14 protein-coding genes and 1 rRNA gene are annotated in these 15,826 nt (G+C 52.7%); 8 read left to right on the forward strand and 7 right to left on the reverse strand.

The genetic code is table 11. The features are described 5' to 3' along the window. Window positions 1-307 precede the first annotated feature (307 nt). The 4 genes from glnA to ACMGGM_RS13155 all read left to right on the forward strand — a co-directional run bounded on the left by glnA (window position 308) and on the right by ACMGGM_RS13155 (window position 4,581). Window positions 308-1,717, forward strand: coding sequence for a glutamate--ammonia ligase (gene glnA / locus ACMGGM_RS13140; RefSeq protein ID WP_008501856.1), 1,410 nt, complete (start codon window positions 308-310; stop codon window positions 1,715-1,717). A gap of 169 nt (window positions 1,718-1,886) precedes the next feature. Continuing rightward, window positions 1,887-2,936: a nitrogen regulation protein NR(II) gene (gene glnL / locus ACMGGM_RS13145; RefSeq protein WP_045134856.1), complete on the forward strand. Its 1,050-nt coding sequence runs from the start codon at window positions 1,887-1,889 to the stop codon at window positions 2,934-2,936. 11 nt (window positions 2,937-2,947) lie between these two features. Then, window positions 2,948-4,360, forward strand: coding sequence for a nitrogen regulation protein NR(I) (gene glnG / locus ACMGGM_RS13150; protein WP_045134855.1), 1,413 nt, complete (start codon window positions 2,948-2,950; stop codon window positions 4,358-4,360). 110 nt (window positions 4,361-4,470) lie between these two features. After that, entirely contained in the window at window positions 4,471-4,581 is a 111-nt protein-coding gene (locus ACMGGM_RS13155) for a YshB family small membrane protein (RefSeq protein WP_023331639.1), read from the forward strand. A gap of 99 nt (window positions 4,582-4,680) precedes the next feature. On the opposite strand, the gene hemN is transcribed toward ACMGGM_RS13155, so the two are convergent. Then, window positions 4,681-6,054, reverse strand: a complete 1,374-nt coding sequence (gene hemN, locus ACMGGM_RS13160) for an oxygen-independent coproporphyrinogen III oxidase (RefSeq protein WP_032635196.1) — start codon at window positions 6,052-6,054, stop codon at window positions 4,681-4,683. 188 nt (window positions 6,055-6,242) lie between these two features. Next, window positions 6,243-6,758 carry a Der GTPase-activating protein YihI gene (yihI, locus tag ACMGGM_RS13165; RefSeq protein ID WP_014885763.1) on the reverse strand — a complete coding sequence of 172 codons (516 nt, stop codon included), beginning with the start codon at window positions 6,756-6,758 and terminating at the stop codon, window positions 6,243-6,245. A gap of 577 nt (window positions 6,759-7,335) precedes the next feature. Between yihI and yihA the strand changes: the two genes are divergently transcribed. Further along, entirely contained in the window at window positions 7,336-7,965 is a 630-nt protein-coding gene (yihA, locus tag ACMGGM_RS13170) for a ribosome biogenesis GTP-binding protein YihA/YsxC (protein ID WP_014885764.1), read from the forward strand. Between the two features lie 312 nt (window positions 7,966-8,277). Here yihA and polA read toward each other — a convergent pair whose 3' ends face one another. Then, on the reverse strand, window positions 8,278-11,070 hold the full coding sequence (gene polA / locus ACMGGM_RS13175; RefSeq protein ID WP_032635200.1) for a DNA polymerase I: 2,793 nt from the start codon (window positions 11,068-11,070) through the stop codon (window positions 8,278-8,280). A 440-nt stretch (window positions 11,071-11,510) separates the two neighbouring features. Between polA and ACMGGM_RS13180 the strand changes: the two genes are divergently transcribed. Continuing rightward, window positions 11,511-12,419, forward strand: a complete 909-nt coding sequence (locus ACMGGM_RS13180) for an acyltransferase (RefSeq protein ID WP_063944127.1) — start codon at window positions 11,511-11,513, stop codon at window positions 12,417-12,419. A gap of 23 nt (window positions 12,420-12,442) precedes the next feature. Here the strand turns inward: ACMGGM_RS13180 and dsbA are convergent, their stop codons facing one another. The 3 genes from dsbA to ACMGGM_RS13195 form a co-directional block, all read right to left on the reverse strand. Next, complete coding sequence (dsbA, locus tag ACMGGM_RS13185; RefSeq protein WP_014885768.1) at window positions 12,443-13,066, reverse strand: thiol:disulfide interchange protein DsbA; 624 nt, start codon at window positions 13,064-13,066, stop codon at window positions 12,443-12,445. A 27-nt stretch (window positions 13,067-13,093) separates the two neighbouring features. Next, the gene (locus tag ACMGGM_RS13190) at window positions 13,094-14,080 is read right to left on the reverse strand and encodes a serine/threonine protein kinase (RefSeq protein ID WP_047028113.1); all 987 of its coding nucleotides are present in this window, start codon (window positions 14,078-14,080) and stop codon (window positions 13,094-13,096) included. Between the two features lie 75 nt (window positions 14,081-14,155). Beyond that, complete coding sequence (locus tag ACMGGM_RS13195) at window positions 14,156-14,425, reverse strand: YihD family protein (protein ID WP_003861904.1); 270 nt, start codon at window positions 14,423-14,425, stop codon at window positions 14,156-14,158. A 68-nt stretch (window positions 14,426-14,493) separates the two neighbouring features. Between ACMGGM_RS13195 and mobA the strand changes: the two genes are divergently transcribed. Continuing rightward, entirely contained in the window at window positions 14,494-15,078 is a 585-nt protein-coding gene (mobA, locus tag ACMGGM_RS13200; RefSeq protein WP_023331643.1) for a molybdenum cofactor guanylyltransferase MobA, read from the forward strand. After that, window positions 15,075-15,578 (forward strand): molybdopterin-guanine dinucleotide biosynthesis protein MobB, encoded by a 504-nt coding sequence (gene mobB / locus ACMGGM_RS13205; protein ID WP_050863110.1) that lies wholly within the window; start codon window positions 15,075-15,077, stop codon window positions 15,576-15,578. Before mobA ends, mobB begins: the two co-directional genes overlap by 4 nt. A gap of 76 nt (window positions 15,579-15,654) precedes the next feature. On the opposite strand, the gene rrf is transcribed toward mobB, so the two are convergent. Further along, a 5S ribosomal RNA gene (gene rrf / locus ACMGGM_RS13210) occupies window positions 15,655-15,770 on the reverse strand. Window positions 15,771-15,826: the final 56 nt, after the last annotated feature.

Consider the following 15,826-nt stretch of genomic DNA (forward strand, 5'->3'; position numbering starts at 1 on the left):
AAACATCCCCCGCAAACAAGTATTGCAGAGATGCTTTGTGATCGCTTTCACGGAGCGGTAAAAGGGCACTTTAACGTAAATTGCACCAATATGGTGCTCAATGTTCACATTGAAGCACTATACTGGTGCAACAAATCCATTGTGGTGCAGCCCTTTTGCACTATGGTGCGCATGATAACGCCTTTTTGGGGTGTTTTAAAAGTTGGCACAGATTTCGCTTTATAAAAATACATGGCACACGGCCAGTACAAACAGAAATTGAAGACCTCGTTACCACGACGACAATGACCAATCTGGAGAGTTAAGTATGTCCGCTGAACACGTTTTGACGATGCTGAACGAACATGAAGTGAAGTTTGTTGATCTGCGCTTCACTGATACCAAAGGTAAAGAACAGCACGTCACAATCCCTGCTCATCAGGTGAACGCCGAATTCTTTGAAGAAGGCAAAATGTTTGACGGCTCCTCCATTGGTGGCTGGAAAGGCATTAACGAATCCGACATGGTTCTGATGCCAGATGCGACCACCGCGGTCATTGATCCGTTCTTCGAAGAACCAACCCTGATCATCCGTTGCGACATCCTCGAGCCAGGCACGCTGCAGGGCTACGACCGCGACCCACGTTCTATCGCTAAACGCGCTGAAGAGTACCTGCGTTCTACCGGCATCGCGGACACCGTGCTGTTCGGGCCAGAGCCAGAGTTCTTCCTGTTCGATGACATCCGTTTCGGTGCCTCTATTTCTGGCTCCCACGTAGCAATCGACGACATCGAAGGTGCATGGAACTCCTCCACCAAATACGAAGGTGGTAACAAAGGTCACCGTCCAGGCGTGAAAGGCGGTTACTTCCCGGTTCCACCGGTCGACTCTGCACAGGACATCCGTTCCACCATGTGTCTGGTGATGGAAGAAATGGGCCTGGTGGTTGAAGCTCACCACCACGAAGTCGCGACTGCTGGTCAGAACGAAGTGGCTACCCGCTTCAACACCATGACCAAAAAAGCGGACGAAATTCAGATCTACAAATACGTTGTGCATAACGTTGCGCACCGTTTCGGTAAAACCGCGACCTTCATGCCAAAACCGATGTTTGGCGATAACGGTTCCGGTATGCACTGCCACATGTCTTTGTCCAAGAACGGCACCAACCTGTTCTCTGGCGACAAATATGCTGGTCTGTCTGAGCAGGCTCTGTACTACATTGGCGGCGTTATCAAACACGCTAAAGCGATCAACGCCCTGGCGAACCCAACCACGAACTCCTACAAGCGTCTGGTCCCGGGCTACGAAGCACCAGTCATGCTGGCTTACTCTGCGCGTAACCGTTCTGCTTCTATCCGTATCCCGGTGGTGGCGTCTCCTAAAGCGCGTCGTATCGAAGTTCGCTTCCCGGACCCAGCGGCTAACCCATACCTGTGCTTCGCAGCACTGTTGATGGCCGGTCTGGACGGTATCAAGAACAAGATCCACCCAGGCGAAGCGATGGACAAAAACCTGTACGACCTGCCGCCAGAAGAAGCGAAAGAGATCCCACAGGTTGCTGGCTCTCTGGAAGAAGCCCTGCAGGCGCTGGACGCAGACCGTGAGTTCCTGACGGCGGGCGGCGTGTTCACTGACGACGCTATCGATGCTTACATCGCCCTGCGTACCGAAGAGAACGACCGCGTGCGCATGACGCCACACCCGGTTGAGTTCGAACTGTACTACAGCGTTTAATTAAGTTGTTTTACCCGGCGTGACAAGCGCCGGGAGTAGTTGCCGTGGAAACTTTTAGCCCATCTCCGGATGGGCTTTTTTCTCCACCAACAACCTGATCTCACGCGCTTTTTACGCCGAAAAAGCTATACTGCACTAAAACAGTGCAACGACTCCAGGAGACTGCTGAATGGCAACTGGCACGCTGCCCGATGCTGGGCAGATCCTCAATTCTTTAATTAACAGTATCTTGCTGGTCGACGACGAGCTGGCCGTTCATTACGCCAACCCGGCGGCGCAGCAGCTGCTGGCCCAAAGCGCGCGGAAACTGTTTGGTACCCCGCTTCCGGAACTCCTGAGCTATTTTTCGCTGAATATTGGCCTGATGCACGAAAGTTTGCAGGCCGGCCAGGGGTTTACCGATAACGAAGTGACGCTGGTGATCGACGGGCGCTCGCATATTCTGTCGCTGACTGCGCAACGACTTCCAGAAGGGATGATCCTGCTTGAAATGGCGCCGATGGATAATCAGCGTCGCCTGAGCCAGGAGCAGCTCCAGCATGCGCAGCAAATTGCCGCCCGTGACCTGGTGCGTGGTCTGGCGCATGAAATCAAAAACCCGCTGGGTGGGTTACGCGGTGCGGCGCAGCTTCTGACCAAGGCGTTACCCGATCCTGCGCTGGCGGAGTACACCAACGTCATCATTGAGCAGGCGGACCGTCTGCGTAATCTGGTTGACCGTCTTCTGGGGCCGCAACAGCCGGGAATGCATGTTACGGAAAGCATTCATAAGGTGGCTGAACGCGTCGTGAAACTCGTCTCGATGGAGCTGCCGGAGAACATCACGCTGGTGCGTGATTACGACCCCAGCCTGCCGGAACTGGCGCATGACCCGGATCAAATTGAGCAGGTCCTGTTGAATATCGTGCGTAATGCCCTGCAGGCGCTGGGACCGGAAGGGGGCGAGATTATTTTACGTACCCGTACCGCCTTCCAGCTCACCTTACATGGCGTGCGCTATCGGCTGGCGGCGCGCATCGACGTCGAGGATAACGGGCCCGGTATTCCCTCCCATCTTCAGGACACTCTGTTTTATCCGATGGTCAGCGGTCGCGAAGGCGGGACCGGCTTGGGCTTATCTATCGCCCGCAGCTTGATCGATCAGCACTCCGGAAAAATTGAATTTACCAGTTGGCCGGGACATACCGAGTTTTCGGTTTTCCTGCCGATTAAAAAATAAAGGTGACGTTTATGCAACGAGGGATAGTCTGGGTAGTCGATGACGATAGCTCCATCCGTTGGGTGCTTGAACGCGCGCTCACAGGGGCAGGATTAAGCTGCACGGCGTTTGAGAGCGGCAGCGACGTGCTCGATGCACTCACCACCAAAACGCCAGACGTTCTGCTTTCGGATATTCGCATGCCGGGCATGGACGGGCTGGCGCTTTTAAAGCAGATTAAACAACGCCACCCTATGCTTCCGGTCATCATAATGACGGCACACTCCGATTTGGATGCCGCTGTGAGTGCCTATCAGCAAGGGGCGTTCGATTATCTGCCCAAACCGTTTGATATCGATGAGGCGGTGGCACTGGTTGAGCGTGCGATTAGCCATTACCAGGAGCAGCAACAGCCGCGTCACGCGCCCGATTTTGGGCCTACCACCGACATCATCGGCGAAGCGCCAGCGATGCAGGATGTGTTTCGCATTATTGGCCGTCTGTCGCGTTCATCCATCAGCGTGCTGATTAACGGTGAGTCGGGAACCGGTAAAGAGCTTGTGGCGCATGCCTTGCATCGCCACAGCCCGCGAGCAAAAGCGCCGTTTATCGCCCTGAATATGGCCGCGATCCCAAAAGATTTGATTGAGTCCGAGCTGTTCGGCCACGAGAAGGGGGCCTTTACCGGCGCGAATACCATTCGCCAGGGGCGCTTCGAACAGGCTGATGGCGGGACGCTTTTCCTGGACGAGATCGGCGATATGCCGCTGGATGTTCAGACCCGCCTGTTGCGCGTGCTGGCCGACGGGCAGTTTTATCGCGTGGGCGGCTACGCGCCGGTGAAGGTGGACGTGCGCATTATCGCCGCGACGCACCAGAACCTGGAGCAACGCGTACAGGAAGGCAAATTCCGTGAGGATTTATTCCATCGCCTGAACGTGATTCGCGTTCATCTGCCGCCGCTGCGTGAGCGCCGGGAAGATATTCCCCGCCTGGCGCGCCATTTCCTGCAGGTGGCCGCCCGCGAGCTGGGTGTGGAAGCCAAGCAGCTTCACCCGGAAACCGATGCCGCCCTGACGCGTCTGGCGTGGCCTGGCAACGTGCGTCAGCTGGAGAATACCTGTCGCTGGTTAACCGTGATGGCTGCCGGGCAGGAAGTGTTAATTCAGGATTTACCGGCCGAACTGTTTGAAGCGACCGCGCCTGAGAGCAGTACCGGTCACGCGTTGCCGGACAGTTGGGCGACGCTGCTGGCACAATGGGCCGACCGCGCGCTGCGTTCCGGTCATCAAAACTTGTTGTCTGAAGCCCAGCCAGAGATGGAACGTACGTTGTTGACCACCGCGCTTCGTCATACGCAAGGCCATAAGCAGGAAGCCGCCCGCCTGTTGGGATGGGGACGTAATACCCTGACGCGCAAGCTTAAAGAGCTGGGAATGGAGTAATCTTACCCGAAGTGTAAAGGTTATTAATTGAGCGCAAATTGCCGTTATTTTGCGCTTTACTGTTCTGATGAGTTTTGTATGATCGTGCCCGGAAATTGAGGGTGTCGATCATGCTGGAAACTTTGGTAAATATGCTCTCTAGCGGAGCCGTTGAAAGCCACACGCCACAAACCGCCGTTGCGGCTGTTTTGTGTGCGGCGCTGGTGGGGCTGTTTAGCTAGCGAGCTGTCAATGAAAAGCCGGGTGGCGGCTTCGCCTTACCCGGCCTACAAAAGCGCAAATGTAGGCCGGGTAAGCGAAGCGACACCCGGCATTGCTGCTTAAATTACCCGCGAGAACTGCTGCATGCGCGCCTTCTGGCGCAGATACGCGTCAAAGCACATACAGATGTTACGAATCAACAGACGCCCCTTCGGCGTGACCTCAACGGCACTCTCCGACACCTCCACCAGCCCATCTTTCGCCAGCGGTGCCAGAAGCTTCAGATCTTCCGCGAAGTAATCCCTGAAGTGCAGATCCCAGTGCGCCTCAACATCGCTGAATTCGAGACGGAAGTTGCAGATAAGCGCCTTGATCACATCGCGACGGATACAGTCATCACGGGTTAACGCAATGCCGCGCCACAGGGCGTTGCCGGTTTCATCCACCTGCTGATAATACAGCTTCAGCTCTTTCTGGTTCTGCGCGTAGCAGTCGCCCATCATGCTTATCGCGGAGACGCCCAGACCGAGCAGATCGGTATCGCCCTGCGTGGTGTATCCCTGGAAGTTGCGGTGCAGCACCCCTTCTCGCTGGGCGATCGCCAGTTCGTCATCCGGACGAGCAAAGTGATCCATACCGATAAACTGATAGCCGGTCTCGGTCAGTGAAGTAATGGTTTCCTGCAGGATATCCAATTTCTGCTGAGCAGAAGGGAGATCAGCATCTTTGATTTTACGCTGGGCGGCGAACAACGTTGGCAGGTGCGCGTAGTTAAAGACGCTCAGGCGGTCCGGGTTAAGCTCGGCTACACGTTTCAGCGTGAAGGCAAAGCTCTCCGGCGTCTGTTTTGGCAGGCCGTAAATCAGGTCAATATTGGTCGACGTAAAGCCGATTTCACGCGCATGATTGAGCAAGGCAAAGATAAACTCTTCGTCCTGCTCGCGGTTCACCAGACGCTGGACCTCTTTGTTGAAATCCTGCACGCCCATGCTCAGACGGTTGAAGCCTTCCGCGCGTAAGTGATCCAGGACATCCAGCTCAATTTCACGCGGATCAACCTCGATCGAGATTTCAGCATCGTCATTAAAATTAAAGTGGCTGCGTAAAAGCGTCATCAAACGCGTGATTTGCGCTTTATTCAGGTAGGTTGGCGTGCCGCCGCCCCAATGAAGCTGGCTGACGTGACGCCCTTTAAACAGCGGTGCGCGGTGAAGAATTTCCTGTTCGAGCGCATCGAGATACTGATCGGCTTTATGCTGCTGACGGGTAACGATTTTATTGCAGCCGCAGAAGTAGCAGAGCTTGTGGCAGAACGGAATATGGACGTAGAGCGACAGCGGGCGCTCAGGATAGCGCGCAACAGCCTGCTGAAAATCCGCCTCGCCGAAGGCATCGGAGAACTCCAGCGCAGTGGGGTATGACGTATAACGCGGCCCGGAATAGTTATATTTCTGGATTAGGGCCAAATCCCAGTCGATAGTTGGTGCTGACATGCTCACTCCTTCCGTTGGTGTCGCGTTCGTATACGGCGGCCCGTTCTGGCCCCGTTGCGGGCCATCATTCGGGTGCGCAGCCACTTCTGTCGCCGCGACAACCGCCGTAGTTTAACGAATAACCACACCAGATAACATATAACCGGAAGGGTTATAAGCAGGACTATCGTACCTGCCGGGTGCAAATGTTAGTTTCCACCCTTCAGAAGACGCATCATATCTTCCTGCTTTTCATCTTCTTCTTCGTCGTCTTCGTCGTCATAAGACAGACCCAGCTTCTGCATCAGCTCATCAATGCGGTCCAGTTTGGCATCCACCCATGATTGCTCTTCAGCGGTCAGGGTTTCACCCTCTTCAAGACGTTCCAGCAGCGCGTCCAGGCGCTCATCGTTCTCCAGCAAATCCAGCTCAGCCTGCGGTGAAAGCATAGGTTTCTCGCTCTTTGGTTTGTGCTGCTTAGTGACCGGGGTGTCTGTCACGCCCAGTGGAATGGGAGTTTTACTGCCGATACGAGGATCTTTCTGCTGTTTGCCTTTTGCAGAAGCGCCCGCTGCACCACCGCCGTTCGCACGGCTTCCCGCAGCATGGCCACGATGTTTTTTATCGCGTTTGCGATCGCGCGCTTCCTGGTTCAGTTCTTCGCGCGTTTTGCGGCGTGCTTTCGCAGGGCGTTTAGCACCCGCTGCGGAGGTTGGTTTTTTCATGATGTTTTGTCTTTAAGTCGTTTTCTTCAGTATAGAATTGCGGCGAAATCTAGCAGAAAGCAAGCAAAGAAAAAAGGCGACAGAGCAATCTGTCGCCTTTTTTCCTGACTCACAACCCTTAGCGGGTCAGACATTCCATGTTTACCAACAACAAACCCTGTTTATCCCTTGGCTGATACCGTCCGTGTACGGTTCCCTTTCCTTTTAAAACGCCTCCAAGCGCCGGTCGTCCTGACTGTCCTGCGTCTTCGCCTCCTGGCGCTCCTGACCCTAATCCTTAAGTCGAATTCCTGTTGGCTTCCTCGCCCTGACGCATACTTTACCTTGTTCGCTTAAACTAACAAGCAACGAAACGGTGCAAAAAGAGATTTTCAGACAATTACCCGGAAATAAGCTTATGATTTAAAACAGTTTGACTTTTTTGACACCTGCGAATTCTCTTAAATCTCCCATAGCATGATGAGCCGATCTCTCACACAAGTGCGGGCTTTCCCCTGCAAGCTCTGTGTAATGAGAAAAGCCTTTTGTTGGCATTCGGGTATAATCCCCCCCAGATTACGATTTTGGAGACGACCACGTGACTACCTGGAACTACCAACAGACGCATTTTGTCACCAGTGCGCCCGATATTCGCCACCTGCCATCTGATACCGGTATTGAAGTGGCTTTTGCTGGCCGCTCCAATGCGGGGAAATCCAGCGCCCTGAATACGCTGACCAATCAGAAGAACCTGGCGCGCACCTCAAAAACGCCTGGCCGTACCCAGCTGATCAACCTCTTTGAAGTGGCTGAAGGCAAACGCCTGGTCGACTTGCCGGGATATGGTTATGCGCAGGTGCCTGAAGAGATGAAGATAAAATGGCAACGTGCGCTGGGCGAATACCTGGAAAAACGCATGTGCCTGAAAGGTCTGGTGGTGCTGATGGACATTCGCCATCCGCTGAAAGATCTCGATCAGCAGATGATCGACTGGGCCGTCGCAAGCGATATTGCCGTGCTGGTGCTGCTGACAAAAGCCGATAAGCTGGCAAGCGGTGCGCGTAAAGCGCAGGTGAATATGGTTCGCGAAGCGGTACTGGCCTTCAATGGCGATGTACAGGTGGAGCCTTTCTCTTCGCTGAAAAAACAGGGTGTAGACAAGCTGCGCCAGAAGCTTGATAGCTGGTTTAACGAGCTGGAACCCGCGACAGAAGCGGAAGAAGAGTAATACTGAGCGCGGCAATGCCCGCGCTTTTTTTTACCTGAACTTTTCTTTGCCACAATAAAAAACGCCCCAGTCATTACTGACTGGGGCGGCTAAAATATTCAGCCAAATCCGATTACGTGAAGTAAAAGGTCTGAAAGATAGAACATCTTACCTCTGTACCCTACGTCGATAACTCTACCCCTTTTTTTGCTGCAGAAAAAGCACTTTTTGTAGTTTTTTTTCATTCTTTACATAGGGAATTCTAATGATCGTCACAAAACGCACGTGGTTATGTTGCTAACTTACATAAAAAGCGCGTTATTCACAGAACCGTTAGTGAGCCTGATCCCAGTTTTCACCACTCCCCACTTCCACCAGCAACGGCACGTCAAGCGTCATGCTGCTTTCCATCAGTTCGTGGATCTTTTTCGACACGGTGTCGAGATCGTCTTTATGCACTTCAAACACCAGTTCATCGTGTACCTGCATGATCATTTTCACGCGCGGCTTCTCTTTCTCCAGCCAGGCATCCACGGCAATCATTGCACGCTTGATGATGTCTGCTGCAGTTCCCTGCATCGGGGCGTTGATCGCGGCACGTTCTGCGCCAGCGCGGCGCGCCGCGTTGCTGGATTTGATGTCCGGAAGATAAAGACGGCGGCCATCCAGGGTTTCAACGTAACCTTTCTCTTTCGCCTGAGCGCGAGTGCGTTCCATGTACTCCAGCACGCCCGGGTAACGTTCGAAGTAGAGATCCATATACTTCTGCGACTCTTTACGCGGGATGTTGAGCTGGCGTGAAAGGCCGAAAGCGCTCATACCGTAGATCAGACCGAAGTTGATCGCTTTTGCGCTGCGGCGCTGCTCGTTTGTCACGCTGTCCAGCGGCAAACCGAACACTTCCGCTGCGGTCGCCCGGTGAATATCTTTCCCTTCCGCAAATGCCGTCAGCAGGCCTTTGTCACGGGACAGGTGCGCCATAATGCGCAACTCAATTTGCGAGTAGTCAGCCGAGACAATCAGGTAGTCATCAGGTGCAATAAAGGCCTGGCGAATGCGACGCCCCTCTTCATTACGCACCGGGATGTTCTGCAGGTTTGGATCGGTTGACGAGAGTCGACCGGTTGCCGCAACCGCCTGATGATATGACGTATGCACCCGGCCCGTTTTCGGGTTGATCATCAGCGGGAGCTTGTCGGTATAAGTAGACTTCAGCTTCGCGAGACCACGGTACTGCAGGATCACTTTTGGCAGCGGGTAATCCAGTGCCAGTTCTTCCAGCACCTCTTCAGAGGTGGATGGCGCACCGCCAGGGGTTTTCTTCAGCGGCTTGATGCCCTGTTTTTCAAACAGGATGGTTTGCAACTGTTTCGGTGAAGAGAGGTTAAACGGTTCGCCTGCAAGCTCATGGGCTTTCTGCTCAAGCTCGGTCAGACGCTGTGCCAACTCTCCGGAGTGGTTATGCAGCACCGTAGGGTCGATTTTTACGCCGTTGCGTTCAATACGCGACAACACGGGAACCAGCGGCATTTCGATATGCTGGAACACGTTGAGCGGACCTTCATGCTTCTGCAGTTTCGGCCACATTTTCAGATGCAGCTGCAGCGTGACGTCGGCATCTTCCGCCGCGTAGCGCCCTGCTTCTTCGAGAGCTATCTGGTTAAAGGTGAGCTGATTTTTTCCTTTACCGGCAATCTCTTCAAAGGTGATGGTTTTGTGCTTGAGCCAGCGGTCAGATAAGGAATCCATATCATGACGACCCGCGACGCTGTCCAGAATGTAGGATTCGAGCATGGTGTCGAAGGCAATCCCGCGCAGTTCAATGCCGTAGTTTTGCAGAATACCGCGGTCATACTTGAGGTTTTGCCCGACCTTCAGCGCCTTTTCGTCTTCCAGAATCGGCTTCAGCAGCTCAAGCACACGTTCGCGAGAGATCTGCTCTGGTGCATCCAGATAATCGTGCGCCACAGGCACATAGGCTGCCATACCCGGCTCTGTTGCAAAGGACAGACCCACCATGTTGGCAGAGATATTATCGAGGCTGTCAGTTTCGGTATCAAAGGCAAACACCGGTGCCTTTTTCAGTTTCTCGATCCAGGCGATCAGCTGCGACTCTTCAAGAATGGTTTCGTAGTTATCGAAGGAGAGGACTGTGGCTTCTTCTTCTGCCTGCTCTTCGGCATCAACGACAATCGTCTCTTTTGGCTTTGCAGCAGGTTTGGCCCCTTTCGCCTGCAGCCATTTACCCGCTTCCACGTCAGTGGTCCAGCGCTTGAATTCGTATTTCTTAAACAGGCTCAGCAATTCGTCAGCAGAAGGCTGTTGCACTTCCAGCTGCTCACAGCCCAGTTCCAGTTCTACATCGGTTTTGATTGTTGCCAGCTTATAAGAGAGATAAGCCACCTCTTTGTTCTCTTCCAGTTTGCCGGCCATGGTTTTTGCGCCACGGAAGGAGAGGCCTGCAATTTTGTCTGATTCGGCGTAAAGCGTATCCAACCCACCCAGACCCTGAAGCAACGCCTGTGCGGTTTTTTCACCGACGCCGGGCACACCAGGAATGTTATCCGAGGAGTCGCCCATCAAGGCAAGGAAGTCGATAATCAGTTCCGGCGGCACGCCATACTTAGTGACCACCTCTTCTGGCCCCAGAATGGTATTGGTCATAGTGTTAATCAGGGTGATGCCTGGCGTCACCAACTGTGCCATATCTTTATCACCGGTGCTGATCAGTACCGGACGACCCATTTTTTCTGCTTCTCGCGCCAGCGTACCGATGACGTCGTCGGCCTCCACACCGGAGACAGCCAGCAGCGGCAGGCCCATCGCTTTCACCATGGCGTGCAGCGGCTCAATTTGCGCACGTAGATCGTCAGGCATAGGCGGACGGTGGGATTTGTAATGCTCGAACAACTCATCGCGGAAGGTTTTGCCTTTCGCATCAAAAACGACTGCCGCATGGGTTGGCTGATACTGAAGGATCAGGCTGCGCAGCATATTCAGCACGCCGTACATTGCGCCGGTAGGTTCCCCTGCGCTATTGGTCAGAGGAGGAAACGCATGGTATGCCCGATACAGGTAAGATGAGCCATCGACGAGAATAAGTGGGTTTTCTGGGATCTGAACCATAATGTCCGTGCCTTTAATCAATTTATGCGTAAAGGATGCCACATAAGGATGAAAACATCAGTTATTCAGTCCCGATACAGAAAAAGATTTTGCGATCGTGAGGATCGCTCGCAAAAATCAAACTGTGGATAAGTTTGTGAATATTTTCACTTCAAATGAAAAACAGACAGCCATTGCAGATCAAGACTGATAATAAATCATTAAATATCATATTGTTAATTAAGCGCATCACATAAAAACAACTTACTGATGGCAATTTAGTCTATGTGGATATAAGTCCTGATTAGTGCGCAATATTAGAGAAATCTTCTGCGTCAGGGTAAAAGCGGTCAAATGACGGCGTGAAAGCGCCAATACTTTGTCGTTTTTCTGGTAAAATCAGCGCCCAGCGCCGACGTGTCGGCCGCGCTCTTACCGCTAACCACCTGAAAAAACTCATCATGTCGAGATTGCTCGCTGCAATAACCTTACTGTTAAGCATCATTTTAACTATTCTGGTGACGATCGCCTGTTCCGTGCCGATCATCATCGCCGGGATCATTAAACTGCTGCTGCCTGTGCCCTCGGTGTGGCGAGCCGTGTCAGCGTTTTGTAACTTCATGATGTACTGTTGGTGTGAAGGGCTGGCGATCCTGTTGTGTCTGAACCCGCATCTGAAGTGGGATGTCGAAGGACTGGAGAGCCTCAATAAAAAGAACTGGTATCTGCTGATTTGTAATCATCACAGCTGGGCCGACATCGTGGTGTTATGCGTGCTTTTCCGCAAACACATCCCGATGAATAAATACTTCCTCAAGCAACAACTTGCCTGGGTACCTTTTATTGGGCTGGCCTGCTGGGCGCTCGATATGCCGTTTATGAAACGCTATTCGCGCAGCTATTTGCTTCGTCATCCGGAGCGTCGTGGTAAGGATGTAGAGACCACCCGCCGTTCCTGCGAAAAGTTTCGCGCGCATCCAACAACCATTGTGAACTTTGTGGAAGGCTCCCGGTTTACGGAAGAGAAACGTCAGCAAACACGCTCCCCGTATCAAAACCTGCTGCCGCCAAAGGCGGCGGGCATTGCGATGGCGCTTAATGTACTGGGTGCTCAGTTCGATAAGTTACTCAACGTCACGCTCTGCTACCCGAAGAACGATAACACCCCGTTCTTCGATATGCTCAGCGGCAAGCTGACACACATTGTTGTGCGGGTGAATTTAGTTCCCGTCGATGCCGAACTGCATGGCGACTACGTTAACGATAAAAATTTCAAACGTCGTTTCCAGCAGTGGCTTAATACACTCTGGAAAGAAAAAGACGAGCAGATAGACAGCATTAAATCTTCATACAAAAACGCCGGTCAGTGACCGGCGTTTTCATCTCTAAGAACTTACTTTTTCTCAACCAGGTATTTCACGGTGTCAGCATACTGCTGAACGAAAATATCCATGCTGCTGGTGTCCATGCCCTGCATGTTCAGCTGATATTTACCGTTAACGAACATCGCCGGAACGCCCTGAAGCTGCAGGTCAGACGCCGCTTTTTCCTGCTGAGCAACCAGAGATTTCACCACAAAGCTATTCCACGCGGCGTCATACTCTTCCCCTTTCACACCAGCATCAACGAACACTTTACGGATATCCGCTGTGGTCTGAACGGTCTGGGTTTTCTGCACGGCTTCAAACATTGGGGCAGTGATCTTATCTTCCACGCCCAGTGCCATCGCAACCGCCCACGCCTGAGTCAGGTCTTTACCCAATGGGCCCAGGAACTCAACGTGGTACTTGGTCATTTTGGTGCCTTCCGGCAGTTTTTTCTTCACGTTGTCAGAAACATGCAGCACTTCTTCGAACTGGTAGCAGTGCGGGCAGTAGAACGAGAAGAACTCGAGAACCTGTGGCTCGCCAGCAACCGGCTTCTCCAGCGTAGTGTACTGTTTGCCGTCGGTAAATTGTGCAGCAGAAGCGCTAAATGCCAGAATCATACCTGCCAGCGCCAGCCAAATTTTTTTCATGATTAACTCTCTCCTGGGTGTGTCCTATTAATACATCGGCGTTAATTGCAGCGGGGGTTCCTGAAGAACCTTAACCTGCTCAGTGAATGTAGATATCTGGCTGCGCCAGTAATCTTCCCCGGTAAGCCACGGGAAATTACGGGGAAATGCGGGATCGTCCCAACGCCTGATTAACCACGCGAGATAATATACAAAACGCATCGCACGTAAAGGTTCAATCAGGGCAATTTCGTCTGAATTAAACGGGCTAAATTCTTCATAGGCTTCAATAATGGTTTCAAGCTGCATGCGTTGCTCGGCTTTGTCGCCATTCAGCAGCATCCACAGGTCCTGAACCGCGGGCCCCATGCGCGCATCATCAAGATCAACAAACAGCGGGCCATCGCGCCAGAGTATATTTCCGGCGTGACAATCGCCGTGCAGGCGCAGGACGGAAATATCATCGCGCCAGCAGGTTTTTACCGCAGCAATAAGTTTATCGGTGGCGCTGAGGAAATCAGCCTTTAGCCCAGTGGGGATCAGTGCAGAGGTTTCGAATACCTGGCGCGGCTCGATAAGATATTCCTGAATACCGATCGTCGGTCGGGCTGTGAATGCCGTTTTTCTTCCCGTCTGGTGAATGCGACCCAGATAGCGGGCAACCCACTCCATTTGATCGATATTATCCGCTTCAAACTGGCGGCCACCCAGGCTTGGGAATACAGCGTAATAAAAGCCTTCATGCGTCAGCAGCGTTTGGTTGTTGAATTTTATCGGTGCGGCAACCGGGACATCGTCATCCAGCAGATCGTGAGCAAACTGATGCTCTTCCTGAATTTGTTCTGCGGTCCAACGTTCAGGCCGATAGAACTTCACGACAAAGCGCTGACGATCCTCATCCTGAAATTGATAGACACGGTTTTCGTAGCTATTTAAAGGCGTTAACCCCGAATCCACACGAATGCCCTGTTCAAACAGGGCATCCATAATGGTATCCGGGTGTAATGTCTGGAAAGTAAAAGCCTGGTCGTTCATCCGATCATCCGGAAATTATACGAATGATTCAGGATATCATCTTGTGGCGATTTCGGTGGCTCCGCTTACAAGCTTTTACTCTTTAATTACGCCACGGGCGCGCAGCAGCGCCGTTTTAAAATCTTCCTCATAATCCTTCTGAATACCAGGAATAACAGCATCTTTGGCAGAATCGCGCATTTTGAGGTGGTAGATCAGGATGTCGTCAGAAAGGTCTGCCAGTTCGCCGTCAAAACCTGACTCTTTTGCCAGTTTCTGCAAGAATTGCATCAGATTAAGCTCTGGCTCTTTTTGCCAGGCTGGCTGGAGGAGTTCAATAACTTCATTCAGACGTTTACATTTCATGGTGGTGCTCCTTTCATTTAGAGTGACACGTTAGCAGGGTCAATCCCACAATAAAAGAGGCGATATTCGTGAATCTTAGCCAGGAAATCATTGGGGTCGTTCTGGCAGGTGGCAGAGCAACGCGGATGGGAGGGAAAGATAAGGGGCTCCAGCTCCTGAATGGCAAACCCTTATGGCAATGTGTCGCTGATACGCTCGCCGGCCAGGTGACAACCCTTGCCATCAGCGCGAACAGGCATATCGACACGTATCAGCACAGCGGGTATGCCGTGTATCAGGATAATATTGAGGATTACCCGGGGCCGCTGGCCGGTATGCTCTCAGTGATGCAGCAGTCGAACAGTGAGTGGTTTCTGTTCTGTCCCTGCGATACCCCGTTTATTCCATCCTGTCTCGTTGAGCGTCTGGTTCAGCTTCGTGGCACAGCATCCGTGGTTTGGGTACATGACGGCGAGCGCGACCATCCTGCTATTGCCTTAATGCACCGCTCGCTAGTGTCTTCTCTGGAGGCGTATCTGGCGGCGGGAGAACGCAGAGTGATGGTGTTTATGCGCCAGTCTGGCGGCCATCCTGTTGATTTTAGCGATTTCAAATCGGCTTTTGTGAACGTGAATACGAGTGAAGATTTGCAGAGGATGCAGGAGAAGAGATGATCCCCGTTTTAGCTATTTCCGCATGGAGCGGCACAGGGAAAACCACGCTGCTGAAGAAACTAATACCCGCACTGTGTGCGAAAGGTATTCGCCCCGGATTGATTAAGCATACGCACCATAACATGGATGTCGATAAACCGGGAAAAGACAGCTATGAGCTGCGTAAAGCGGGTGCCGCGCAGACAATCGTGGCAAGCAATCAGCGCTGGGCATTAATGACAGAAACGCCAGATGAGGCACCGCTGGATCTGGCTTATCTGGTCAGCCGGATGGATCATTCCAGCCTGGATCTGGTGCTGGTCGAGGGGTTTAAGCATGAGGCTGTACCTAAGATCCTGCTGTTCCGAAGCGATGCCGGGCATGATGTTAGCGAGTTAACGCTTGATGAGCATGTGATTGCGGTGGCCAGTGATGTTGTATTGCCGCTTGAGGTTCCGCTGTTGGATTTAAATGATGTGGATGGGATAGCGGAGTTTATTACGACGTGGAGTGCGGTTTGATGCCCTCTTCCTGTGGGAGAGAGAAGCCCAAAGCAAAAAACCCCGCACCTTACGGTACGGGGTTCTTCTATTTGATGCCTGGCAGTTCCCTACTCTCACATGGGGAGACCCCACACTACCATCGGCGCTACGGCGTTTCACTTCTGAGTTCGGCATGGGGTCAGGTGGGACCACCGCGCTAAAGCCGCCAGGCAAATTCTGTTATCTGTATCAGGCTGAAAATCGTCTCTCACCGCCAAAACAGCTTC

The organism is Enterobacter sp. BNK-14, from assembly GCF_047456095.1.
Classification (GTDB): domain Bacteria; phylum Pseudomonadota; class Gammaproteobacteria; order Enterobacterales; family Enterobacteriaceae; genus Enterobacter; species Enterobacter kobei.